Origin of the sequence: Prauserella cavernicola (assembly GCF_016595675.1) — a bacterium.
GTDB lineage: Bacteria > Actinomycetota > Actinomycetes > Mycobacteriales > Pseudonocardiaceae > Prauserella_A > Prauserella_A cavernicola.
In genome coordinates, this window is record NZ_JAENJH010000009.1 from 111,514 (window position 1) to 135,102 (window position 23,589).

At 71.6% G+C, this 23,589-nt stretch carries 23 protein-coding genes; 21 read left to right on the plus strand and 2 right to left on the minus strand.

All coding sequences use genetic code 11. From position 1 onward, the window contains the following. Positions 1–3 precede the first annotated feature (3 nt). From aroB to JHE00_RS27750, 4 genes are all read left to right on the plus strand, one after another. Positions 4–1,113, plus strand: a complete 1,110-nt coding sequence (gene aroB, locus JHE00_RS27735; RefSeq protein WP_200323670.1) for a 3-dehydroquinate synthase — start codon at positions 4–6, stop codon at positions 1,111–1,113. Next, complete coding sequence (gene aroQ, locus JHE00_RS27740; protein ID WP_200323672.1) at positions 1,110–1,541, plus strand: type II 3-dehydroquinate dehydratase; 432 nt, start codon at positions 1,110–1,112, stop codon at positions 1,539–1,541. The genes aroB and aroQ overlap by 4 nt, the downstream gene beginning before the upstream one ends. After that, complete coding sequence (locus tag JHE00_RS27745; protein ID WP_200323674.1) at positions 1,538–2,458, plus strand: GNAT family N-acetyltransferase; 921 nt, start codon at positions 1,538–1,540, stop codon at positions 2,456–2,458. The genes aroQ and JHE00_RS27745 overlap by 4 nt, the downstream gene beginning before the upstream one ends. Positions 2,459–2,531: 73 nt before the next feature. Continuing rightward, the gene (locus JHE00_RS27750) at positions 2,532–4,052 is read left to right on the plus strand and encodes a glycoside hydrolase family protein (RefSeq protein WP_200323676.1); all 1,521 of its coding nucleotides are present in this window, start codon (positions 2,532–2,534) and stop codon (positions 4,050–4,052) included. Here JHE00_RS27750 and JHE00_RS27755 read toward each other — a convergent pair. Then, positions 4,016–4,504, minus strand: coding sequence for a B-4DMT family transporter (locus tag JHE00_RS27755; RefSeq protein WP_200323678.1), 489 nt, complete (start codon positions 4,502–4,504; stop codon positions 4,016–4,018). The two genes, JHE00_RS27750 and JHE00_RS27755, sit on opposite strands and share 37 nt — an antisense overlap. Before the next feature lie 50 nt (positions 4,505–4,554). Between JHE00_RS27755 and JHE00_RS27760 the strand changes: the two genes are divergently transcribed. From JHE00_RS27760 to nusB, 3 genes are read left to right on the plus strand one after another with little or no spacing between them, the layout of a single operon-like run. Continuing rightward, a complete protein-coding gene (locus JHE00_RS27760) occupies positions 4,555–5,673 on the plus strand; it encodes a M24 family metallopeptidase (RefSeq protein WP_307832145.1) in 1,119 nt (372 codons plus the stop codon). A 36-nt stretch (positions 5,674–5,709) separates the two neighbouring features. Then, on the plus strand, positions 5,710–6,267 hold the full coding sequence (gene efp / locus JHE00_RS27765; RefSeq protein ID WP_200323680.1) for an elongation factor P: 558 nt from the start codon (positions 5,710–5,712) through the stop codon (positions 6,265–6,267). 8 nt (positions 6,268–6,275) lie between these two features. Further along, positions 6,276–6,728, plus strand: a complete 453-nt coding sequence (gene nusB / locus JHE00_RS27770; RefSeq protein WP_200323682.1) for a transcription antitermination factor NusB — start codon at positions 6,276–6,278, stop codon at positions 6,726–6,728. Positions 6,729–6,792: 64 nt separating this feature from the next. On the opposite strand, the gene bldD is transcribed toward nusB, so the two are convergent. After that, positions 6,793–7,281 (minus strand): transcriptional regulator BldD, encoded by a 489-nt coding sequence (bldD, locus tag JHE00_RS27775; protein WP_003096372.1) that lies wholly within the window; start codon positions 7,279–7,281, stop codon positions 6,793–6,795. 261 nt (positions 7,282–7,542) lie between these two features. Here bldD and pyrR point away from each other — a divergent pair, with 261 nt between their 5' ends. The 14 genes from pyrR to JHE00_RS27845 all read left to right on the plus strand — a co-directional run bounded on the left by pyrR (position 7,543) and on the right by JHE00_RS27845 (position 23,480). Continuing rightward, positions 7,543–8,124, plus strand: a complete 582-nt coding sequence (gene pyrR, locus JHE00_RS27780; protein ID WP_200323684.1) for a bifunctional pyr operon transcriptional regulator/uracil phosphoribosyltransferase PyrR — start codon at positions 7,543–7,545, stop codon at positions 8,122–8,124. After that, positions 8,121–9,050 carry an aspartate carbamoyltransferase catalytic subunit gene (locus tag JHE00_RS27785; protein WP_200323686.1) on the plus strand — a complete coding sequence of 310 codons (930 nt, stop codon included), beginning with the start codon at positions 8,121–8,123 and terminating at the stop codon, positions 9,048–9,050. The genes pyrR and JHE00_RS27785 overlap by 4 nt, the downstream gene beginning before the upstream one ends. Next, positions 9,047–10,336 (plus strand): dihydroorotase, encoded by a 1,290-nt coding sequence (locus tag JHE00_RS27790; protein WP_200323688.1) that lies wholly within the window; start codon positions 9,047–9,049, stop codon positions 10,334–10,336. Before JHE00_RS27785 ends, JHE00_RS27790 begins: the two co-directional genes overlap by 4 nt. Further along, a complete protein-coding gene (locus JHE00_RS27795; RefSeq protein WP_200323690.1) occupies positions 10,336–10,827 on the plus strand; it encodes a PH-like domain-containing protein in 492 nt (163 codons plus the stop codon). Before JHE00_RS27790 ends, JHE00_RS27795 begins: the two co-directional genes overlap by 1 nt. After that, the gene (gene carA, locus JHE00_RS27800) at positions 10,824–11,948 is read left to right on the plus strand and encodes a glutamine-hydrolyzing carbamoyl-phosphate synthase small subunit (RefSeq protein WP_200323699.1); all 1,125 of its coding nucleotides are present in this window, start codon (positions 10,824–10,826) and stop codon (positions 11,946–11,948) included. The genes JHE00_RS27795 and carA overlap by 4 nt, the downstream gene beginning before the upstream one ends. Continuing rightward, positions 11,948–15,262 (plus strand): carbamoyl-phosphate synthase large subunit, encoded by a 3,315-nt coding sequence (gene carB, locus JHE00_RS27805; protein ID WP_200323707.1) that lies wholly within the window; start codon positions 11,948–11,950, stop codon positions 15,260–15,262. The genes carA and carB overlap by 1 nt, the downstream gene beginning before the upstream one ends. Beyond that, the gene (pyrF, locus tag JHE00_RS27810; protein ID WP_200323709.1) at positions 15,259–16,098 is read left to right on the plus strand and encodes an orotidine-5'-phosphate decarboxylase; all 840 of its coding nucleotides are present in this window, start codon (positions 15,259–15,261) and stop codon (positions 16,096–16,098) included. Before carB ends, pyrF begins: the two co-directional genes overlap by 4 nt. A gap of 321 nt (positions 16,099–16,419) precedes the next feature. Beyond that, positions 16,420–16,737, plus strand: coding sequence for an integration host factor, actinobacterial type (mihF, locus tag JHE00_RS27815; RefSeq protein WP_005437476.1), 318 nt, complete (start codon positions 16,420–16,422; stop codon positions 16,735–16,737). A 23-nt stretch (positions 16,738–16,760) separates the two neighbouring features. Then, the gene (gene gmk, locus JHE00_RS27820; protein ID WP_372440507.1) at positions 16,761–17,405 is read left to right on the plus strand and encodes a guanylate kinase; all 645 of its coding nucleotides are present in this window, start codon (positions 16,761–16,763) and stop codon (positions 17,403–17,405) included. Beyond that, a complete protein-coding gene (gene rpoZ, locus JHE00_RS27825) occupies positions 17,402–17,677 on the plus strand; it encodes a DNA-directed RNA polymerase subunit omega (protein WP_110339306.1) in 276 nt (91 codons plus the stop codon). Before gmk ends, rpoZ begins: the two co-directional genes overlap by 4 nt. Before the next feature lie 7 nt (positions 17,678–17,684). After that, complete coding sequence (coaBC, locus tag JHE00_RS27830) at positions 17,685–18,923, plus strand: bifunctional phosphopantothenoylcysteine decarboxylase/phosphopantothenate--cysteine ligase CoaBC (RefSeq protein ID WP_200323713.1); 1,239 nt, start codon at positions 17,685–17,687, stop codon at positions 18,921–18,923. A 64-nt stretch (positions 18,924–18,987) separates the two neighbouring features. Next, positions 18,988–20,190 (plus strand): methionine adenosyltransferase, encoded by a 1,203-nt coding sequence (gene metK, locus JHE00_RS27835; RefSeq protein WP_200323716.1) that lies wholly within the window; start codon positions 18,988–18,990, stop codon positions 20,188–20,190. A 57-nt stretch (positions 20,191–20,247) separates the two neighbouring features. After that, the gene (locus JHE00_RS27840) at positions 20,248–21,357 is read left to right on the plus strand and encodes an acyltransferase family protein (protein ID WP_200323718.1); all 1,110 of its coding nucleotides are present in this window, start codon (positions 20,248–20,250) and stop codon (positions 21,355–21,357) included. Positions 21,358–21,380: 23 nt separating this feature from the next. Next, entirely contained in the window at positions 21,381–23,480 is a 2,100-nt protein-coding gene (locus JHE00_RS27845; RefSeq protein ID WP_200323720.1) for a primosomal protein N', read from the plus strand. Positions 23,481–23,589: the final 109 nt, after the last annotated feature.

Here is a 23,589-nt window from a genome sequence, read left to right on the forward strand (position 1 = left end):
ACGATGACCACCGATCCGGTCCGCATCGAGGTCAGGACCGCACAGCCCTACGAGGTCGTGGTGGGCCGCGGCCTGCTCGCCGAGCTCACCGCCATGGTGCGCGACGCGTCGAGGGTGGCGCTGATCCACCCGCCGACGCTCACGACCACCGCGGAGGCCGTCCGTGAGGAGCTCGTCGGCGCCGGGGTCGACGCACATCGCGTGGAGATCCCCGACGCCGAGGACGGCAAGGCGCTGCGCGTCGCCGACTTCTGCTGGGACGTGCTCGGCCAGATCGGTCTCGACCGCCGGGGCGTGGTCGTCGGGCTCGGCGGCGGCGCGGTCACCGACCTCGCCGGATTCGTCGCGGGCACGTGGATGCGCGGCGTGCGGCTGGTGAACGTCCCCACCACGCTGCTCGGCATGGTGGACGCCGCGGTCGGTGGCAAGACCGGCATCAACACCGAGGCGGGCAAGAACCTGGTCGGCGTGTTCCACGAGCCGTCCGCGGTGCTGGTGGACCTCGCGACTCTGGAGACTCTGCCACCGAACGAACTCGTGGCGGGCATGGCCGAGATCGTCAAGGCCGGTTTCATCGCCGACCCGCGGATCCTCGAGCTGATCGAGCAGGACTCGGCCGCCGCCGTCGACACGACCGGCACGGTGCTCGGCGAGCTGGTCCGCCGCTCCATCCAGGTGAAGGCCGACGTCGTGTCGGCGGACCTGCGGGAGTCGGACCTGCGCGAGATCCTCAACTACGGCCACACGCTCGGCCACGCCATCGAGCGCCGGGAGCGCTACCGCTGGCGGCACGGGGCGGCCGTGAGCGTCGGGCTCGTGTTCGCTGCCGAACTCGCGCGGCTCGCGGGCAGGCTCGACGACGCCACCGCCGACCGCCACACCGCGGTGCTGCGCTCGCTCGGGCTGCCCACGACCTACGACCCGGACGCGCTCCCGCAGCTGATCGACGGCATGCGCGCCGACAAGAAGAACCGGGCGGGCACGCTGCGATTCGTGGTGCTCGACGGTCTCGCCAAGCCGGGCCGGATGGAAGGCCCCGACCCCGCCCTGCTCGCGGGTGCCTACTCCGCCATCGCGGGTGAGCAGACCAACAACGGGGGACTACTGCTGTGACCGTCCTGGTGCTCAACGGACCCAACCTCGGCAGGCTCGGCACGCGCGAGCCGTCCGTGTACGGCTCCACGACCTACGCCGACCTGGTGCGGCTGTGCGCCGAGACCGGAGAGGAGCTCGGCCTCGGCGTCGAGGTCCGCCAGACCGACCACGAGGGCGAGATGGTCGGCTGGCTGCACGAGGCCGCCGACGCGGGCTCGCCCGTGGTGCTCAACGCCGGTGCGTGGACGCACTACTCGATCGCCGTGCGCGATGCCGCCGCCCAGCTGAGCGCGCCTCTGATCGAGCTGCACATCTCGAACGTCCACAAGCGAGAGGCGTTCCGGCACCACAGCGTGCTCTCCGACATCGCGACTGGCGTGCTCGCCGGTTTCGGTGTCGACGGCTACCGCCTCGCCCTGCGCTGGCTGGCCGACAACCGGGGATGACCGCCGTCCCCACCCTGCGGACCGACCGGCTCGTGCTGCGCGGGCTCCACTCGCGGGACACCGGCGCGGTGACGGGGCTGTTCGCGGACCCGGCCCTGAGCCGGTTCCTCAGGTCCGACCTGACCGATCCCGGGCAGTGCGCGGAGATGATCGAGCGCAGGCTCGGCTACAAGGGCCCGCCCGGTACCGGTCACTGGGTGCTCGAGCTCGAGGGCCGGATGATCGGTCTCGCGCACCTGCGGCCCTCGTCGGAGCTGCCGGGCGAGGCCGTCGAGATCGGCTGGTTCTGCGATCGTGCGCACGGCGGCGAGGGGTTCGCGACCGAGGCTGCCGCCGCGCTGCTGCGGCACGGGTTCGGCTCACTCGGCCTGCCCGCGGTGTGGGCGCTGATCCACGAGGACAACACGGCGAGCCTGAATCTGGCGCGGCGGCTGGGTTTCGCCGACGTGGGCGGCGGTGACCACTACGGCGCGCCCCACCGCGTGACCGTCGCCCTGCCCGAGCGGCACGGCAGGCTGCACCACGTCGAGCTGTGGGTTCCCGACCTCGCCGCGGCCGAGCGCAGCTTCGGCTGGCTGCTCACCGAGCTCGGCTGGACCGAGTACCAGCGCTGGTCGGCCGGGGTGAGCTGGCGGCTGGGCGACACCTATGTCGTGGTGGAGCGCTCGCCGGCGTTGAGCGCGGCCGAACACGAGCGCACCCGGCCCGGGCTCAACCACCTCGCGCTGCACGTGGCGAGCACCGAGCGCGTCGATGAGCTGGCTGCGGCCGCCGGTGAGCACGGCTGGTGGCCGATGTTCGCCGATGCCTACCCGCATGCGGGCGGGGCCGATCACTATGCGGCGTATCTGCACAACGCCCATGGGTTCGAGGTCGAACTGGTTGCCACACCACGAGGTCTGCACCCGATCGGGTGAGGGGAACCGTAGACTGGCGAGGCCCCGGCGAGACGTTCGGGCTGTGGGGGAGGGATGGAGGTCCGTCGCCAGCATGCGCACCCGGCATGGTCGAGTTCGTCTGGTCGGCGCGGCGCTCGCCGTGGCGGTCAGTGCCGTCCTGGTGGCGAGCTGCACGGCGGGCACGACCCGGCCCCAGGCCGGAGGCTCGGATCCGCGCATCGGGGCAGGCGGCGCGGAGCCCACCCCCACCGAGCACCAGGTGGGACTGCAGGCGGACCGGTACCGGGCGAGTCCCGGCGTGGTCGCCAAGGGCGGCGCCGACGCCGTCTACAACTACGGGCCCACTGTGATGTCCGACGGCGGGCAGACCCGGATGTGGTGGTGCAGCCAGTACGGCAGCGCGCGGCCGCCCGGTGACGACATCCTCTACGCCGAGGCGGGCACGCCCGACGGGCCGTTCCGCAGCGCCGACGGCGGCATCCCCGAGGCGGTGCTCTCCGGCAACCCCGGCGCCTTCGACGGCGTGCACACGTGCGATCCCTCGGTGATCAGGGTCGACGGCACGTACTACATGTACTACACGGGCGCGGCGGGCAGTCACGCGCTCGGGAACGCGATCGGCCTCGTCACCAGCACCGACGGGCGCAACTGGACGCGGCCGAGCGACGACCCGGTCGTCGAGCCCGCCCACGACACGCATCGCGACAACACCTACGGCGCGGGCCAGCCTGCCGCGGTCTACCTCGACGGCTGGTTCTACCTGATGTTCACCGACACCACCGGAAGCGCCGCGGGGTGGAACGGCGCGGGCCAGTTCCTGTTGCGTGCCAAGGACCCCACGTTCTCGGCCGGCGTCCAGGCGCTGGGCCCGCAGGGCTTCGACGACGTGTCGAACACGGAGACCGCGCGCACCAACTCGCTGGTCGACGCGTTCAGCGCCGACCTGATGTGGGTGGACGCGCTGGAGGCGTTCGCCATCGCGCACCAGACCGACACCGGCACCACGATCACCTTCTGGAACCGCGACTTCACGGCCACGCCGTACCAGCCGGTGACGATCCCCGACGAGTGGGAGGAGGGACCTGGTCTGGTCCGCAGGCCCGACGGCCACGCGCCGGTCTCGCCGGAGGACCCGTGCGGCCGGGTGCCCATCGACGTCATTCACGCCACCGTGATCGGTGAGGCCAGGGCGCCGACGGAGCTGCGCCGCTATGGGCTGGACCTGTTCGGACTGGAGGCCTGTTCCGATCCGGAGCGTGCGCTGGCGGTGCTCGACGGCTTCGCCATGCCCTCGCCGGTGCGCACCATGGACCTGGTCGCCGATGGCAAGGTCGTGCGCGTTGACCGGCGTTCGGTGGCCGCGCAGCTCGCGAGCGTGGTGCTGGACGAGCGGCTGGCGGTGCTCGACGGGCTGCCCGTGGACGCGCGGCTGCCCTCGGCGGCCAGGGCGGTGGAGGCGCCGGGACTCGGCTCCGGATTCCTGCTCGACGGCGCGCTCTGGCCCGTGGTCGGCGCGGACGTCACCGAACTCAACGGCTCCGCGGTGGAACCGGTGAGCCGTCAGGAGTGGGACGCCTATCCCGCGGGGCCGACCTTGGGCCTGCGCGGCTGAGGCGTCGGCTTCGGCGAGTCCCCGTCGGCATCGTCGGCACCGTCGGTGTCCCGGTTGTCGTGCGGGGATCGCAGCCGCCCGCCGACCAGGATGCCGAGTCCCGCGGGGACGAGCACGAGCAACGCTGTGAACGCGGCGCCGCCGGTCAGCGCGGACCCCAGTTCGCTCATGCCGGTCTGGTCGACGAACACCGCGCGGCCGATCACGGAGAGGATGCCCGCCAGCGGCCCGGCGAGCAGCGCTGCGATGAACCAGGTGCGGCCCGGATCGGTGAGGCCGAGCCACGCGTCGAGCGAACTCCAGAGCAACGCCGCGCCCACGAGCAGCGCCAGCACGACGGCGGTGACGGTGGTGGACTCGGTCGGCTGGAAGACCGCGATCTTCGCCAGTGCGACGGTGGCGGCGGCGTGCAGCACGGCCAGGCCGAGTCCGCGAACAACCCAGGACGGCATCGGGCCACTGTAACCGCAAGCGCGCGCAGGTCGAGCCCTAAGCTGGGACCGTGGCCGACGACTCCAGCACCCAGACCGAGATCCGAGCCGCCCGCAGAGCGGCGCTGCGTGACCTGTTGCGCGAGGACGGCCTCGACGCGCTCCTGGTCACCGATCTGCTGAACATCCGCTACCTGACGGGCTTCACCGGGTCCAACGCCGCGCTGCTGCTGCACGCCGAGGGCGACGCGGACACCGTGTTCTGCACCGACGGCCGCTACACCACGCAGGCCGCCGCCGAGGTGCCCGATCTCGAGCGCGTGCTCGACCGGGCCAGCGCGGGCGCGCTGGTGTCGCGCGCCGCCACCACGCCCGCGCGCTACGGCCGGACCGGGTTCGAGAGCCAGTACGTGAGCGTCGAGCAGCACCGGACGCTGACCGGCAGGGCGGGCGACGTGGAGCTGCGCCGCGCGCCGGGGCTGGTCGAACGCCTGCGCCTGGTCAAGGACGAGACCGAGATCGACGCCCTGCGCCGGGCGTGCGCCGCCGCCGACCGCGCGCTCGCGGAGCTGATCGAGCACGGTGGCCTGCGGCCGGGCCGCACGGAACGCGAGGTGGCTCGCGACCTGGAGAGCCGCATGCTCGACCACGGCTCCGAGGAACCGTCGTTCACCTCGATCGTCGCCGCGGGAGCCAACTCGGCGATCCCGCACCACCGGCCCACGGGCGCGCTGCTCGCGGCGGGCGATTTCGTGAAACTGGATTTCGGCGCGACCGTGGACGGGTACCACTCGGACATGACGCGCACCCTCGTGCTCGGCCCGCCCGCCGACTGGCAGCGGGAGGTCTACGAGCTGGTCAGACTCGCCCAGTCCGCGGGCCGGGAGGCCGTGCGACCGGGCGCCGACGTGGCGGGCGTGGACCGCGCGGCACGGGACGTGATCGTGGGCGCGGGCCGCGGCGAGGAGTTCTCGCACGGTCTCGGCCACGGCGTCGGCCTGCAGATTCACGAGGCTCCGAGCCTGGCCGCGACCGGCGCCGGTACACTGTCCGCCGGTATGGCGGTCACCGTCGAGCCGGGCGTGTATCTCGCCGGCCGGGGTGGCGTGCGCATCGAGGACACGCTCGTCGTGCGGGAGGGGACTCCCGAGCTCCTCACCCTGACCAGCAAGGAACTCGTGGTCGTCTAGTACGCGGCCCAACCAATCACAGGAGATCTCACACCCGTGGCCACCACCAACGACCTCAAGAACGGCGTGGTGCTGAATCTCGACGGCCAGCTCTGGTCGGTCGTGAACTTTCAGCACGTCAAGCCCGGCAAGGGCGGCGCCTTCGTCCGCACCACCCTGAAGCACGTGCTCTCCGGCAAGGTCGTGGACAAGACCTTCAACGCGGGCACCAAGGTCGAGACCGCGACGGTGGACCGCCGCAACATGACCTACCTCTACAACGACGGCTCCGACTTCGTCTTCATGGACGGCGAGACGTTCGAGCAGATCAACGTCCCGCGCGAGACCGTCGGCGACAGCGCCAACTTCCTGCTCGAGAACACCGAGGCGCAGGTGGCCATGCACGAGGGCGAGACGCTCTACATCGAGCTGCCCACCTCGGTCGAGCTCGTGATCGAGCACACCGACCCGGGCCTGCAGGGCGACCGTTCCACCGGTGGCACCAAGCCCGCGCGGCTCGAGACCGGCGCCGAGATCCAGGTGCCGCTGTTCGTCGGCACCGGCGAGAAGGTCAAGGTCGACACCCGCGATGGCCGTTACCTCGGCCGCGCGTGAGAACCCCGGTGAGTGCTGAGAAACCAGTTCGCCGCGGCGGGCCCATCAGCCGCCGCGCCGCTCGCCGCCGGGCGGTCGAGTTCCTGTACGAGGCCGCGCAGCGCGAGTCCGACGCCGTCACGCTCCTGAGCGAGCGGGTCGGGTCGATCGAGGTCGACCCGATCGGCGACTACACCGTCTCGGTGGTCGAGGGGGTCACGGAGCAGCTCGAGCGCATCGACGAGCTGCTCGCGGAGCATTCGCAGGGCTGGACGCTGAGTCGGATGCCGCCGGTGGATCTCGCGATCCTGCGGCTCGGTGTCTACGAGATGCTCTGGTCGGCCGACGTGCCGGACCCGGTCGCGATCGACGAGGCGGTGGGCCTGGCCAAGGAACTGTCCACCGACGACTCGCCGCGCTTCGTCAACGGCGTACTCGGCCGGATCGGCAACATCGCCGACCGGTTGCGAGCCGTGCTCTAGAAAATTCGCAGTCACCGCCGGGTCGTGAGCAGGGATTCTCCCGCTCACGACCGCGCGGCGGTGATCAGTCCTCCTTCGAGGGGCGAGCCTCGGGCGGGAGCACGCCCCAGTCGATCAGCTGCTCGGTGAGCTCGCCGGGCGTCATGTCGTAGATGATCGCGAGCGAGCGCAGGTCCTCGGTGCGAATCGAGAGGACCTTGCCGTTGTAGTCGCCGCGCTGGCTCTGGATGGTCGCGGCATAGCGGGCGAGCGGACCGACCTTCTCCGCGGGCAGCTGCTGCAACCGCTCGAGGTTGATCACGATCTTCGTGGCCGGCTCGGCGCCGGAGGGAACCCGGCCCTCTGGCAACAACTCGACCACCGGGACACCGTAGAAATCGGCGAGCTCGGCCAGCTTCTGCACGGTTACCGCACGATCGCCACGCTCGTAGGAGCCCACCACGACCGCCTTCCAGCGGCCGCCGGACTTCTGCTCGACCCCGTGCAGGGACAAGCCCTGTTGCTGGCGGATACCGCGGAGCTTGGCCCCGAGCGCCTTGGCGTAATCGCCCATCTGGTGGTTCTCCGTTTCCTCGTCCCGAGATCGGCCCGGATGACCGACAGGGAACTCGTGAGTCGAATACTCAGAGTAATGGTTACTCGTAGTCGTCACCAGGTCAAGCAGATCATCGCTCGCTGACGTCGCCGGACGCGATCCCACCACCCGGAAGACTGAGGCGCGTCACCTGCTACTGTCTGTGCGGATTCCTCGTCCGACCAGGGGAATCGACATCCTTTAAGGACCCGTCCCGTGAGGCGGGGAAGGAGGTCTACCGTGGCGCCACGTCCACGTGGCGCGACGGAACCGGCTGCTGAGCGCGAGCTGCTCACGGCCGGGGACGTCGCGCGCACCATCGCCCGAATGGCTCATCAGGTCATCGAGAAGACCGCGCTCGATTCGGCGAACGCGACACCACCCGTGCTGTTGGGCATTCCCACGCGCGGCATCCCGCTCGCGACGCGGCTCGGCGAGCGCATCACCGAGTTCTCCGGCGTCGACGTGCCCACCGGGGCCCTCGACGTGACGCTCTACCGCGACGACCTGCGGCGCAAGCCCACCCGTCCGCTCGAGCAGACCCAGCTGCCCGGCACCGGCATCGACGACCGGATCGTGGTCCTCGTGGACGACGTCCTGTTCTCCGGCCGGACCATCCGGGCCGCTCTCGACGCGCTGCGCGACCACGGCAGGCCCAAGTCCGTGCAGCTCGCCGTGCTCGTCGACCGGGGGCACCGCGAGCTGCCCATCCGCGCCGACTACGTGGGCAAGAACGTGCCCACGTCGCGCTCGGAGGAGGTCTCGGTCCTGTTCGCCGACGTCGACGGCCGTGACGCGGTACTGCTGGGGGAACGCCGATGAAGCACCTGCTCACCACCGACGGTCTCGCCGAGGACGCCGCCACCGCGGTCCTCGACACGGCCGACGAGCTCAAGCGCACCCTGCTCGGCAGGGAGGTCCGCAAGCTGCCGACGCTGCGCGGCCGCACGGTCATCACGATGTTCTACGAGAACTCCACCCGCACCCGGGTCTCGTTCGAGATCGCGGGCAAGTGGATGAGCGCCGACGTGGTGAACGTCTCGGCCGGCGGGTCCTCGGTCGGCAAGGGCGAGTCGCTGCGCGACACCGCGCTGACGCTCGCCGCGGCGGGCGCCGACTGCGTGATCGTCCGGCACCCCGCCTCCGGCGCGGCCCACCGGCTGGCCGGCTGGCTGACCGAGACCGGGACGTCGGTGGTCAACGCGGGCGACGGCACCCACGAGCACCCCACGCAGGCGCTGCTCGACGCCGCGACGCTGCGCGAGCGGCTCGGCGCGTTGAAGGGCCGCCGGATCGCGATCGTCGGTGACGTCCTGCACAGCCGGGTCGCCAGGTCCAACGTGCACCTGCTCGCCACGCTCGGCGCCGACGTGGTGCTCGTCGCACCGCCCACGCTGCTGCCCAAGGGCGTGGAATCCTGGCCCGTGACCGTCTCGCACGAACTGGACGCCGAGCTGCCCGCGGTGGACGCGGTGATGATGCTGCGGGTGCAGGCCGAGCGCATGCACGGCGGCTTCTTCCCGTCGGCCCGCGAGTACTCGATCGCCTACGGGCTGAACGAGGCGCGGCTGGGTCTGCTGCCCGAGGACGCCGTGGTGCTGCATCCCGGGCCGATGCTGCGCGGCATGGAGATCGGCTCCGCCGTGGCCGACGCGCCGCAGTCCGCGATCACCGAGCAGGTCCGCAACGGCGTCCACGTGCGCATGGCAGTGCTGTACCACCTGCTCGCGGGAGAGGGAGAAGAGTGACCCAGGTTCTGCTCAAGGGCGCCCGCCTCTACGGCGAGGGCGAGAAGGTGGACGTGCTCGTCGTCGACGGGACGATCGCCGAGATCGGCGCGGTCGCCGCGGCCGAGGGCACCGAGGTGGTCGAGGCCGGGGGACAGGTGCTGCTGCCCGGGTTCGTCGACCTGCACACCCACCTGCGCGAGCCCGGCCGGGAGGATACCGAGACCGTCGACTCCGGTTCCGCCGCGGCGGCGCTGGGCGGCTACACCGCGGTCTTCGCGATGGCCAACACCGACCCGGTCGCCGACAACGCCGTGGTGGTGGAGCACGTCTGGCGGCGCGGCAGGGAGACCGGGCTTGTCGACGTGCACCCGGTCGGCGCCGTCACGGTCGGCCTCAAGGGCGAGCGGCTCGCCGAGATGGGCACGATGGCAAAGTCGGCGGCAGGCGTGCGGCTGTTCTCCGACGACGGGCACTGCGTGTCCGACCCGCTGCTCATGCGCAGGGCGCTGGAGTACTCGACCGCGCTCGGCGTGGTCGTCGCCCAGCACGCGGAGGAGCCGAGGCTCACCGTCGGCGCGCAGGCCCACGAGGGGGAGCGCGCGGCCAGGCTCGGCTATGCCGGCTGGCCATCGTCGGCGGAGGAGGCGATCGTCGCCCGCGACTGCGTGCTCGCCAGGCACGCGGGGGCGCGGCTGCACATCTGCCACGTGTCGGCCACCGGCACGGTCGACGTCCTCGACTGGGCCAAGGGGCTCGGCGTGGACGTCTCTGCCGAGGTGACGCCGCACCACCTGCTGCTCACCGACGAGCGGCTCGCCACCTACGACCCCATCAACAAGGTCAACCCGCCGCTGCGGGCCGAGGCCGACGTCGAGCGCATGCGCCGCGCGCTGGCCTCCGGCGTGCTCGACTGCGTCGCCACCGACCACGCCCCGCACGCCGTGCAGGACAAGGACTGCGAGTGGGACGCGGCCAGGCCGGGCATGCTCGGCCTGCAGACCGCGCTGTCGATCGTGGTGGAGACGATGGTGCGCCCCGGCCTGCTCGACTGGCGCGGCGTGGCCAGGATCATGAGCGAGCGGCCCGCCGAGATCGCCGGGCTGCCCGACCAGGGCAGGCCGCTGGCCGTCGGCGAGCCGGCCAACCTCGTGCTGGTCGACCCCGAGGCCGAGTGGACGGTGCGCGGGGCCGAGCTGGCCAGCGTCTCCGCCAACACCCCGTACGAGGGAATGCGCTTGCCCGCCGTGGTGAGCGCCACGTTGCTGCGCGGGCGGATCACGTCGCGCGAAGGGAAGATTGGGTAATGGACAGGCTGCTACTGACACTGCTGGTCGTCGCGTTCTTCGCACTCGCGGTCTACGGCATGTGGCGCGGCTGGCGACGACAGGCCCGCACCCAGAGCGTGCGCATCCCGCCGTTCCCCGAGCTGCCGGAGAACCTGGGCGAGCCGACGCTGACGGCCGACGGTCTCTACGTCGCGACCACCAACGCGGGGCACTGGCAGGAGCGGGTGGTGACGCGCGGCGTCGGCATGCGCGGCCCGGCGGTGCTGCGCCTGTACGAGCAGGGCGTCCACGTGGACCGCGCCGGCGCGGTGGGCATCTGGATCCCGCGCTCCTCCATTGTGGACGTCAAGCCCGGTAAGGGGATGGCGGGCAAGGTCATGGGCACCGAGAGCCTGCTGGTGTTCACCTGGAGCGTCGGCGACGTCGAGCTCGACACCGGGTTCCGTGGCGACGACCACGGCGACTATCCACAGTGGATCAACGAGGTCAAGGGAGGTGCCCAGGTATGAGCGGCACACGCACGCCGGCCGCGCTCGTCCTCGAGGACGGCAGGATCTTCCGGGGCACCGCCTACGGCGCACAGGGTCGTTCGCTCGGTGAGGCCGTCTTCTGCACCGGCATGACCGGCTACCAGGAGACGCTGACCGACCCGTCCTACCGCGGCCAGATCGTGGTGCAGACGGCTCCGCAGATCGGCAACACCGGCTGGAACGACGAGGACGACGAGTCCTCGCGGGTGTGGGTCGCCGGCTACGTGGTCCGCGACCCCGCGCGCACGCCGTCCAACTGGCGCGCGACGCGCTCGCTGGACGACGAGCTGCGAGCCCAGGACGTGGTCGGCATCGCCGAGGTGGACACGCGCACGCTCACGCGCCACATCCGCGAGCACGGCGCCATGCGCGCCGGGGTGTTCTCCGGTGACGCGCTCGCCTCGCCCGACGACATGGTCGCCGAGGTGCTCGCGAGCCCGCCGATGAAGGGTGCCGACCTGGCGGGCCAGGTGACCACGGACAAGCCGTACGTGGTGGCCGCCGAGGGCGAGCGCCGCTACCGCGTGGCCGCTCTCGACCTCGGCATCAAGTCGAACACGCCCCGGCAGATGGCCAAGCGCGGCATCGAGGTGCACGTGCTGCCCGCATCGAGCACGCTCGACGACCTGCTCGCGGTGGAGCCCGACGGCGTCTTTCTCTCCAACGGTCCCGGCGACCCGCAGACGCAGACGCACGCGATCGAGCTGACCAAGCAGGTACTCGGCAGGCAGATGCCGCTGTTCGGCATCTGCTTCGGCAACCAGATCCTCGGCCGCGCGCTGGGGCTGGGCACCTACAAGATGCGCTTCGGTCACCGCGGCATCAACGTGCCGGTGCTCGACGCCGACACCGGCCGCGTGGCGATCACCGCGCAGAACCACGGCTTCGCGCTCGAGGGCGAGCCCGGCCAGCGGTTCGAGTCGCCGTTCGGCGCGGCCAAGGTGAGCCACTACTGCGCGAACGACGGCACGGTGGAGGGCCTTCGGTGCGCCGACGTGCCCGCCTTCTCCGTGCAGTACCACCCGGAGGCGGCGGCGGGTCCGCACGACGCCAACCCGCTGTTCGACGAGTTCGTGACCTTGATGGAGAAGTCCAAGTAATGCCCAAACGCAACGACATCGAGCACGTTCTCGTCATCGGGTCGGGGCCGATCGTGATCGGCCAGGCCGCCGAGTTCGACTACTCCGGCACCCAGGCGTGCCGGGTGCTGCGCGCCGAGGGACTGCGCGTGAGCCTGGTCAACTCCAACCCCGCGACGATCATGACGGACCCCGAGTTCGCCGACGCCACCTACATCGAGCCGGTGACCCCCGAGTACGTCGAGAAGGTCATCGCGGCCGAGCGCCCCGACGCGCTGCTGGCGACGCTGGGCGGGCAGACCGCCCTCAACACCGCCGTCGCGCTGCACGAGCGCGGGGTGCTGGAGAAGTACGGCGTCGAGCTGATCGGCGCCGACATCGACGCCATCCAGCGCGGCGAGGACAGGCAGAAGTTCAAGGACATCGTGCGCGACGTCGGCGGCGACGTGCCGCGCAGCGCGGTCTGCCACTCCATGGAGGAGGTGCGCAAGACCGTCGCCGAGGTGGGCCTTCCCGTGGTCATCCGGCCGTCGTTCACGATGGGCGGGCTCGGCTCCGGCATGGCGCACACCGACGAGGAGCTGGAGCGGCTCGCGTCGGTCGGCCTCGAGGAGAGCCCTGTCACCGAGGTGCTCATCGAGGAGAGCGTGCTCGGCTGGAAGGAGTACGAGCTCGAGCTGATGCGCGACCGCCACGACAACGTGGTGGTGGTGTGCTCGATCGAGAACGTCGACGCGATGGGCGTGCACACCGGTGACTCGGTGACCGTCGCCCCCGCGATGACGCTGACCGACCGCGAGTACCAGCACATGCGCGATGTCGGCATCGACGTGCTGCGCGAGGTGGGCGTCGACACCGGCGGCTGCAACATCCAGTTCGCGATCAACCCGGCCGACGGGCGCATGATCGTGATCGAGATGAACCCGCGGGTGTCGCGGTCCTCGGCGCTGGCGTCGAAGGCCACGGGCTTCCCGATCGCCAAGATCGCCGCCAAGCTCGCGATCGGCTACACGCTCGACGAGATCAGCAACGACATCACCGGCGAGACCCCGGCCAGCTTCGAGCCGACGCTGGACTACGTGGTCGTCAAGGTGCCGCGCTTCGCGTTCGAGAAGTTCCCTGGCGCCGACCCGATGCTGACCACGACGATGAAGAGCGTCGGCGAGGCCATGTCGCTGGGCCGCAGTTTCCCCGAGGCGCTGGGCAAGGCCATGCGCTCGATGGAGACCAAGCGCGTCGGCTTCTGGACGCAGCCGGACCCCGAGGGCGCCACGCTGGAGTCGACGCTCGAGGACCTGCGCACCGCCCACGACGGCAGGCTCTACGCCGTGGAGCGCGCGTTGCGGCTCGGCGGCACCGTCGCGCAGGTGCACGAGGCCAGCGGCATCGACCCGTGGTTCGTCGACCAGATCGCGCTGATCGGCGAGGTCGGCGCCGAGGTGCGCGACGCCCCGGTGCTGGACCAGCAGCTGCTGCGCCGCGCCAAGCGCACCGGGCTGTCCGACCGGCAGATCGCGTCCCTGCGGCCCGAGCTGGCCGGCGAGGACGGCGTGCGCACGCTGCGGCACCGGCTCGGTGTGCACCCGGTGTTCAAGACCGTGGACACCTGCGCCGCCGAGTTCGAGGCCCGCACGCCGTACCACTACTCCGCCTACGAGGCCGATCCCGCGGCCGAGACCGAGGTCGCCCCACAGCCGGAACGGCCGAAGGTACTCATCCTCGGTTCCGGGCCGAACCGCATCGGGCAGGGCATCGAGTTCGACTACTCGTGCGTGCACGCTGCACTCGCGCTGCGGGAAGCCGGGTTCGAGGCCGTGATGGTCAACTGCAACCCGGAGACCGTCTCCACCGACTACGACACCTCCGACCGCCTGTATTTCGAGCCGCTGACGTTCGAGGACGTGCTGGAGGTCGTGCGCGCCGAGCAGTCGTCGGGCACCGTCGCGGGCGTGATCGTGCAGCTGGGCGGGCAGACCCCGCTCGGCCTCGCGCAGCGGCTGGCCGACGCGGGCGTGCCGATTGTGGGCACGCCGCCGCAGGCCATCCACCTGGCCGAGGACCGCGGAGCGTTCGGTGACGTGCTGCGCTCGGCAGGCCTGCCCGCGCCCGCGTACGGCACCGCGACCTCGTTCGAGGGCGCCAAGCGCATCGCCGACGAGATCGGCTACCCCGTGCTGGTGCGGCCGTCGTACGTGCTCGGCGGGCGCGGCATGGAGATCGTCTACGACGAGGCCTCGCTGGCCGGCTACATCCAGCGCGCCACGGAGGTGACGCCCGAGCACCCGGTGCTCGTCGACCGCTTCCTTGACGACGCGATCGAGATCGACGTGGACGCCCTGTTCGACGGCGAGGAGCTGTTCCTCGGCGGCGTGATGGAGCACATCGAGGAGGCGGGCATCCACTCCGGCGACTCGGCGTGCGCGCTGCCACCGATCACGCTGGGCCGCACGGATCTCGAGCAGGTGCGCCGCTGCACCGAGGCGATCGCCCGCGGTGTCGGCGTGCGCGGGCTGCTCAACGTGCAGTACGCGCTCAAGGACGACGTGCTGTACGTGCTGGAGGCCAACCCGCGCGCGTCGCGGACCGTGCCGTTCGTCTCGAAGGCGACGGCGGTGCCGCTGGCGAAGGCCGCCGCACTGCTGATGACGGGAATGCCGATCACGGAGCTGCGGGAGCGCGGTGTGCTGCCGCCCGAGGGCGATGGCGGACAGCTGCCCGTCGACGCGCCGGTGGCGGTGAAGGAGGCCGTGCTGCCCTTCCACCGCTTCCGCACGCCGGAGGGCCACGGCGTGGACTCGCTGCTGGGCCCCGAGATGAAGTCCACGGGCGAGGTGATGGGCGTCGACACGTCCTTCGGCACCGCGTTCGCGAAGTCGCAGGCCGGTGCCTACGGCTCACTTCCGGTCAGCGGCAAGGTGTTCGTGTCGGTGGCCAACCGCGACAAGCGCTCGCTGGTGTTCCCCGTCAAGCGGCTCGCCGACCTCGGCTTCGAGGTGCTCGCGACGTCCGGCACCGCCGAGGTGCTGCGCCGCAACGGCGTGCCGTGCACCGTGGTGCGCAAGCACTACCAGGGCAGCGGCGAGGACGAGCCGAACATCGTCGAGGTCATCCTCGACGGCGGTGTGGACATGGTCATCAACACGCCGTACGGCAACAGCGGCCCGCGCGTGGACGGCTACGAGATCCGCACGGCCGCGGTGTCGCGGGGGATCCCGTGTGTGACCACCGTGCAGGGCGCTGCGGCGGCCGTGCACGGCATCGAGGCGGTCATCCGGGGAGACCTCGGGGTGCGCTCGTTGCAGCAGCTCCAGGCGTCGCTCCGGGACGGGTCGTGACCGTCGTCCGCGAGGCGTTCGGCGCGCGACTGTCGCGCGCCGTCGCCCGGCGGGGACCGCTGTGCGCCGGGGTGGACCCGCATCCGGAGCTGCTCCGGGCGTGGGGCCTGACCCCGGACGCACGGGGGCTGGAGACGTTCGCGCTGAGCGCCACGGAGGCGCTCGCCGAGCACGTGGCGATACTCAAGCCACAGTCGGCGTTCTTCGAGGCGTACGGCTCGAAGGGCGTGGCCGTGCTGGAGCGCGTGCTCGAGCACGCACGGCAGGCGGGCACGCTCGTCCTGCTCGACGTCAAGCGCGGCGACATCGGCTCCACGATGGTCGCCTACGCGCAGGCCTACCTCGGCGATGGTTCGCCGCTGGCCGCCGACGCGATCACCGTCTCGCCCTATCTCGGCTTCGGCGCGCTGGAACCGGCGCTGACGCTCGCCGAGGCGACGGGCAGGGGCGTGTTCGTGCTGGCGCGCACGTCGAATCCCGAGGGCGAAAGCCTGCAGCGAGCCGATTCGGGTGGACGCACGGTTGCCCAGTCCGTTGTGGACGAAGCGGCCGCGCGGAACGCGGGCGTCGAACCGCTCGGCGGCGTCGGACTGGTCGTCGGGGCGACGATCGAGCCTGGTGGCCTCGACCTCACTGGGCTGAACGGGCCAATTCTGGCCCCGGGGTTCGGTGCGCAGGGGGCCGAGGCGACGGACCTCGCGCCGTTGTTCGGCGACAGCCTGCCGAACGTGCTGGCCGCCTCCTCGCGGGGACTGCTCCGGCAGGGCCCGGATCCCGCAGCGCTGCGTGCCGCGGTGCTGCGGACCCAGGACGAGCTGAAACACGTGCTCAGGTAGCCCCTCGGCTCCGTTTCTGCCCTGGTCCAAGCCCATGTTGATCTTGCACTATGGTAGGCCTCGTGGCGCAGGCGGGGGTGTCGGCGCCGCACCGGGAAACGCAGTCGCAGGGCCGCGTGCTGACACCGCGCGACCATGTGTGAGTAGGGTCGTTTCCGGCCGTGCCGCGGCGCCCAGTCGCGGCGCGACAGCACCGTCCGTCAAGCCGCCATTCGGCGGCGTGGAGGCGCGGTCAGCGCCCACCCCCGCATTGTGGGTCCAGGTCAAGGGTGGGTACGGTCGCCACACCCACCCAGAATTTGAGTAATACCGGAGGAAAACGTGGCACTTCCCCAGCTCACCGAGGAACAGCGTGCTGCGGCGCTGGAGAAGGCCGCCGCCGCCCGTCGCGCCCGCGCGGAGCTCAAGGAACGGCTCAAGCGTGGCGGTACGACCCTCGCCGACGTGCTGAAGCAGGCCGACGAGGACGAGGTCCTCGGCAAGATGAAGGTCTCCGCTCTCCTGGAGGCCCTGCCGGGCGTGGGCAAGGTGCGTGCGCAGCAGACGATGGAGCGGCTCGAGATCGCTACCAGCCGTCGTCTGCGCGGCCTCGGTGACCGGCAGCGCAAGGCGCTGCTCGCCGAGTTCAGCGGCGAGTGAGCGAGCAGCGACACCGCGGCTCGATCGAGGCCGGCGCAAGCGGCGGCCGAGTGACAACGGGTGAGCCGGTGCCGGGTGACACGGCCCGGCACCGGCTCACCGTCGTTTCGGGACCATCCGGGGTCGGCAAGTCCAGCGTCGTCGCCGAGTTGCGACGCCTGAACCCCGATGTGTTTTTCAGTGTCTCGGTAACCACGCGCGCGGCCCGGCCCGGCGAGGTCGACGGCGAGCACTACCGCTTCATCGACCGCGAGACGTTCGACGCCATGGTGGCCAACGGCGAACTGCTGGAACACGCGGAGTTCGCGGGCAACTGCTACGGCACCCCGCGCGCGCCGGTGGACGACGCACTTCGTGCGGGCCGGCCCGCCGTGCTGGAGATCGAACTGCAGGGCGCCAGGCAGGTCCGCCAGGCCATGCCGGAGGCCCAGCTGGTGATGCTGCTGCCCCCGTCGTGGGGCGTGCTCGTCGAACGGCTCACCGGTCGCGGCACCGAACGCGACGAGGCCGTGCAGGCCCGGCTGAGCGAAGCGGAGCGTGAGCTCGCGGCGGCCGCGGAGTTCGACGAGCAGGTCGTCAACGACGACGTGCGGGCCGCCGCGCGGCGGTTGCTAGACTTGATGACCGGCGACAACAATCTTTGCGACGAATCGGAGCACAGTCAGTGACCTCGATTACCCTGGGTCCTCAGAGCGAGCACCTCGAGGGCATCACCAACCCGCCCATCGACGACCTTCTCGAGAAGGTCAGCTCCAAGTACGCGCTGGTGATCTACTCCGCCAAGCGCGCCCGTCAGATCAACGACTACTACGCGCAGCTCGGTGAGGGTCTGCTCGAGTACGTCGGCCCGCTCGTCGAGCCCGGCCCCCGCGAGAAGCCGCTGTCGATCGCGCTCCGCGAGATCCACGCCGGTCTGCTCGAGCACACCGAAGGCGAGTAACACTTCGGTGAGCTCGACACCGCGCGTCGTTCTGGGCGTCGGCGGGGGAATCGCCGCCTACAAGGCGTGCGAGGTGCTCCGCGGGCTCACCGAATCCGGCCACGACGTTCGCGTCGTGCCCACCGAGGCTGCGCTGAACTTCGTCGGCGCGGCCACTTTCGAGGCGCTCTCGGGACATCCGGTGCACACCGGGGTGTTCACCGAGGTGCCCGAGGTCCAGCACGTCCGCGTCGGCAAGGACGCGGATCTGGTGCTCGTCGTGCCCGCCACCGCCGACCTGCTGGCCAGGTCGGCCCACGGACTGGCCGACGACCTGCTCACCAACACACTGCTCACGGCGCGCTGCCCCGTCGCGTTCTTTCCGGCGATGCACACGGAGATGTGGGAGCACCCCGCCACGCGCGACAACGTGGCGCTGCTGCGGTCCCGCGGTGCGATCGTCGCCGAACCCGCCGCGGGCAGACTGACAGGCGCCGACACCGGCAAGGGCAGGCTCGCCGACCCACGAGAGATCGTCGACGTCGCGCGCCTGCTGCTGGCCCGTTCCGATGCACTGCCCCGCGACCTCGACGGCCTGCGCGTCGTCGTCTCGGCAGGAGGCACCCGTGAGCCGCTCGACCCGGTGCGCCACCTCGGCAACCGCTCGTCCGGCAAGCAGGGCTACGCGCTCGCCAGGGTGGCCGCCCAGCGCGGCGCACACGTCACCCTCGTCACCGCGCACACGGACGCACTGCCGGAGCCCGCGGGCGCCGATGTCGTGCACGTGTCCACCGCGAACCAGCTCGGCGAGGCCGTGGGCGCCGCGGCCGCGACCGCCGACGTCGTGGTGATGGCCGCCGCGGTGGCCGACTTCCGGCCCGCGGGCACCTCGGGTCACAAGATCAAGAAGTCCGATGACACGCCGGACCCGACGATCAACCTGGTCCGCAATCCCGACATCCTCGCCGGGCTGGTGGAGCGCCGCGAGCGGGGCCAGGTCATCGTCGGCTTCGCCGCCGAGACCGGCGACGAGCAGGGCAGTGTGCTCGAGCACGCCCGCGCCAAGCTCAAGCGCAAGGGCTGCGACCTGCTCGTGGTCAACGCCGTCGGCGAGGGCAAGGCCTTTGAAATGGACGAGAACACCGGCTGGCTGCTGAGCGCGGACGGCGCCGAGCAGCGGATCCCCCTGGGGACGAAGTCGCTGCTCGCGGCCACAGTGTGGGACGCGGTGACGGAGCTACTGCGGCGCCGCCCGGATCCCCAGTAGGCTCACGGCGGGCGTTCGCCCCCGTGCTGTAGTCGCTGTAATCGATCGAGGATGTGAGGACGTCGTGACCGCGTCGAACCGTAGGCTGTTCACGTCGGAGTCGGTGACCGAGGGTCACCCGGACAAGATCTGCGACGCGATCAGTGACTCCATCCTGGACGCGCTGCTGGAGAAGGACCCGCGTAGCCGGGTCGCGGTGGAGACCATGATCACCACCGGCCAGGTGCACGTCGCCGGCGAGGTGACCACCGAGGCCTACGCCGACATCCCGACCATCGTGCGCGAGCGCATCCTCGAGATCGGCTACGACTCGTCGGCCAAGGGCTTCGACGGCAACTCCTGCGGCGTGAACGTCGCCATCGGTTCGCAGTCGCCGGACATCGCGCAGGGCGTGGACACCGCGTACGAGTCGCGGCTGGAGAACGCGCTCGACGACCTCGACAAGCAGGGCGCGGGCGACCAGGGGCTGATGTTCGGCTACGCGTGCTCGGACACGCCGGAGCTGATGCCGCTGCCGATCGCGCTGGCCCACCGCCTCTCGCAGCGCCTCACCTCGGTCCGCAAGGAGGGCGTGCTGCCCTACCTGCGCCCGGACGGCAAGACCCAGGTGACCATCGAGTACGCGGGCGAGCAGGCCGTGCGGCTGGACACCGTCGTGGTGTCGAGCCAGCACGCCGACGGCATCGACCTGGACAAGATGCTCGGCGTCGACGTGCGGGAGCACGTGGTGGCGCCGGTGCTGGACGGCGTTGAGCTCGATGGCTCCGACGTGCGCCTGCTGGTGAACCCGACCGGTCGCTTCGTGGTCGGCGGGCCGATGGGCGACGCGGGCCTGACGGGTCGCAAGATCATTGTCGACACCTACGGCGGCATGGCCCGTCACGGTGGTGGCGCGTTCTCGGGCAAGGACCCGTCGAAGGTCGACCGCTCGGCGGCCTACGCCATGCGCTGGGTCGCCAAGAACATCGTCGCCGCCGGGCTCGCCGGCCGGGTCGAGGTCCAGGTCGCCTACGCGATCGGCAAGGCCGCCCCGGTGGGCCTGTTCGTGGAGACCTTCGGCACCGAACACGTCGACCCGCTGAAGGTCCAGGCGGCGATGAACGAGGTGTTCGACCTCCGCCCGGCAGCCCTGATTCGCGACCTCGACCTGCTGCGGCCGATCTACCGGCCCACCGCTGCGTACGGCCACTTCGGGCGTCCCGAGCTCGACCTGCCGTGGGAGCGCACCGACCGCGCCGACGACCTGCGCGCCGCCGTGGGCGCCTGACGGCGTGTGCGCCCCGGTGGTCGGTACCTGACCACCGTCGCCTACGCTTCCGATCTCGTGGTGGACACACAGGACGTCGCGTCGTCGCGGACGCCGAAGGTCGAGACCGCCGAGCAACCCCGTAAGCCCAGCACCCGGCACATCAGCTGGGACGCGATTCGCGTGCTCGGGATCCTGGCGGTGCTCGCGTTCCACGCGACGTTCCTCGCGCCGCACACGCTGCCCGGTCTGGACATGCCTCCGGGACCGTTGCAGATGGACTTCCCGTTCGGCGCGTCCATCCTGATCGTCATCTCCGGCTACTTCGCGGGCATGACGGTCGGGCGCGGCACACCTTTCCGCTGGTGGCTGCGACGGCTCGCCCGGCTGCTGCCCGCGTTCTGGGTCGCGGTCGCGGTGATCTTCGTGGTGAGCATCGTCTTCCACCCCGAGGGTTTCCCACGGCCGTCCTACGGCGACCTGGTGGGCAACCTGGCGCTGATGCACACGCTGCTGCAGTCGGTGGAGTACGTCGACCTGTCGCACTGGACCGTGCCGGTACAGGTGTGCGGGTTCACCGCCATCGCGCTGCTCGCCTGGAAGGGCAAGGTCAAGGGCAAGGTCGCGACCTACGTCATGTGGGCCGTGCTGCTGATCCCGCTCGCCGTGCGGTACCTGTTCATGGGTCCCGGCCAGGTGGCGCCGTGGGCGAGCATGATGATGGACGGCACCGGTCTCAACCGGGCGCACCTGCTCATCGCGGGTGTCGCGATCTTCCGCTGGTCCAAGGGCCGGATGAGCTTCGCCCAGCTGTACCTGATGCTCGGCGTGGTGCTGATCGCCCACGAGAAGCACCCGCCGCCCGGTGACTCGGTGCTCGCGTTCGCCGTCGCGCTGGTGCTCATCTGCGTGGCCGCCTACCAGCCCGCGTGGGACCTGCCGGTGCTGAAGAAGCTCGCCAAGCCCATCAGCTGGCTCGCCGGGATCTCCTACGGCGTGTACCTGATGCACTACGTGATCGGCACGATCGTCGCCAGGCACCTCGCGGACCTCGGCGTGCCGTGGTGGGGCTGGGTGCCCGCCTTCATCGCCACGGCGATCCTGCTGGGCTGGGCGCTGACGCGCTGGGTCGAGCAACCGGTGTTCAAGTTCCTCACCCGGCGGCTCGACGCCACGAAGCCCCGCTGAGCCGTTCTGGTAGAGAAGACGGCGTGAGCCGTCCGGAGACCACCCCGCTGTGGGACCTGCCCCAGCCCGAACCCGCGCCGCCCGCGAGGAAGGCGAGCACGCCGGGGAAGGGTAAAGCGGGCAAGGGGACGCGCGCGGCCTCTTCCCGCAAGGGGCGGCGCGAGCCCGCGGAGTCGGCTCCGATCGCCAGGGTGATCGTGGATGTTCCGCTCGCGCACCTCGACCGGACCTTCGACTACCACGTTCCCCGTGAGCTCGGCGACGCCGCGGTGCCCGGCTGCCGGGTGCGGGTGCGGTTCGCGGGTCAGCTCGTGGACGGGTTCCTGCTCGAGCGGGCGGACACCACCGAACACCAGGGCAGGCTCGCGTTCCTGGAACGCGTCACCTCCAGCGAACAGGTGCTGCCGCCCCGGCTCGCGACGCTGTGCCGCGCGGTCGCCGAGCGCTACGGCGGCACGCTGATCGACGTGCTGCGCCTGGCCATGCCGCCGCGCCACGCCAAGGCCGAGGCCGAGCCTCCTCGCGAGCCCGCACCAGTCCCGGACGAGCCGGACTGCGAGGGCTGGCGGCGTTATCCGTGGGGGCCGGGGTTCACCGACGCGCTGCGCGCGGGCAGGGCGGCGCACGGGGTCTGGCAGGCGCTGCCGGGGGAGGACTGGCCCGCGCGGCTGGCCGAGCTGGCGACCACCGTCGCGGCGAGTGGGCGTGGCGCCGTGCTCGTGGCGCCGGACCACCGCGACGTGACCAGGTTGCGGGACGCGTGCGCCGCGCTCGCCGGCGAGGACGCCGTCGTGGCGCTGTCGGCCGACCTCGGGCCCGCCGAGCGGTACCGCCGCTGGCTCGCCGTACTGCGCGGTGCGGTGCGGATCGTGGTCGGCACGCGCGCCGCCATGTTCGCACCCGTCGTCGACCCCGGCCTGTTCGTGGTGTGGGACGACGGCGACGACCTGCACGCCGATCCGCACATGCCGTACCCGCAGGTGCGCGACGTGTTGATGTTGCGTGCTCACGCCGACGCGGCCTCGTTCCTCGTCGCCGGCTACACCAGGACCGCCGAGGCGCAGTTGCTGCTGGACTCCGGGTGGGCGCACCCGATCGTCGCCGCGCGCGACGAGCTGCGGGCGGCCGCGCCGCGCGTGACGCCCACGGGCGAGGACTTCGACGTGGCCCGCGACGAGGCGGCCCGTGCCGCCCGCCTGCCCTCGGTGGCGTTCGAGGCCGCCCGCGCCGGGCTGGCAGCCGGAGCGCCCGTGCTCGTGCAGGTGCCCCGGCGCGGCTACGTGCCCGGCCTGGCGTGCGGGCACTGCCGCGCTCCCGCCCGGTGCCGCCGGTGCGCGGGCCCGCTGATGCTGCCGGGCGGCGGCGGGGTACCGCGCTGTCGCTGGTGTGGCGTCGCGGACGCCGCCTACCGCTGCGGCACGTGCGGCTCCAGCCGTCTGCGCGCGGTGGTGGTCGGCGCGAAGCGGACCGCGGAGGAGCTCGGCAGGGCGTTCTCCGGTGTCCCGGTGCGCACCTCGGGTGCGGGTGAGGTGCTGGCGACCGTCCCGGCCAAGCCCGCGCTGGTGGTGGCGACGCCCGGTGCGGAGCCCGTGGCCGAGGCCGGGTACGGCGCGGCGCTGCTGCTCGACGGCTGGGCGCTGCTGGGCAGGCAGGACCTGCGCGCGACGGAGGAGACGCTGCGCCGGTGGATGACGGCGGCCGCGCTCGTCCGCCCCGGACGGGACGGCGGCCGCGTGGTCGTCGGCGCGGACGCGGGTATCCCGCCGGTACAGGCACTCGTGCGCTGGGACCCGGGCTGGCACGCCGGCCTGGAGCTGGCCGAGCGCAAGGAACTGGGCTTCCCTCCCGCGGTGCGGATGGCGAGCTTCGAGGGCACTCCCGACGCCGTCGCGGCGCTGCTCGACGAGCTCGCCCTGCCCGAGGGGGCCGAGGTGCTCGGTCCCGTGCCGGTGGGCGAGATCGACGAGGACGGCAACAGCGAACGCGAGCGCGCGCTGGTGCGCGTGCCGCGTGCGCAGGGCCGCGCACTGGCGTCGTCGGCCCACGCGGTGAGCGCGCTCCGAAACGCCCGCAAGGAAGCCGACCCGATCCGCATCCAGCTGGACCCGCTGACCCTGATCTGATCTCGCCGCACCGCTGGCCCCACCTGTGCGGTGAAGGGCACCTTTACTGCGTTCAATGCAGTAAAGGTGCCCTTCACCGCAGCCGGGCTGCTCCGGGGGCGCGGGGGTG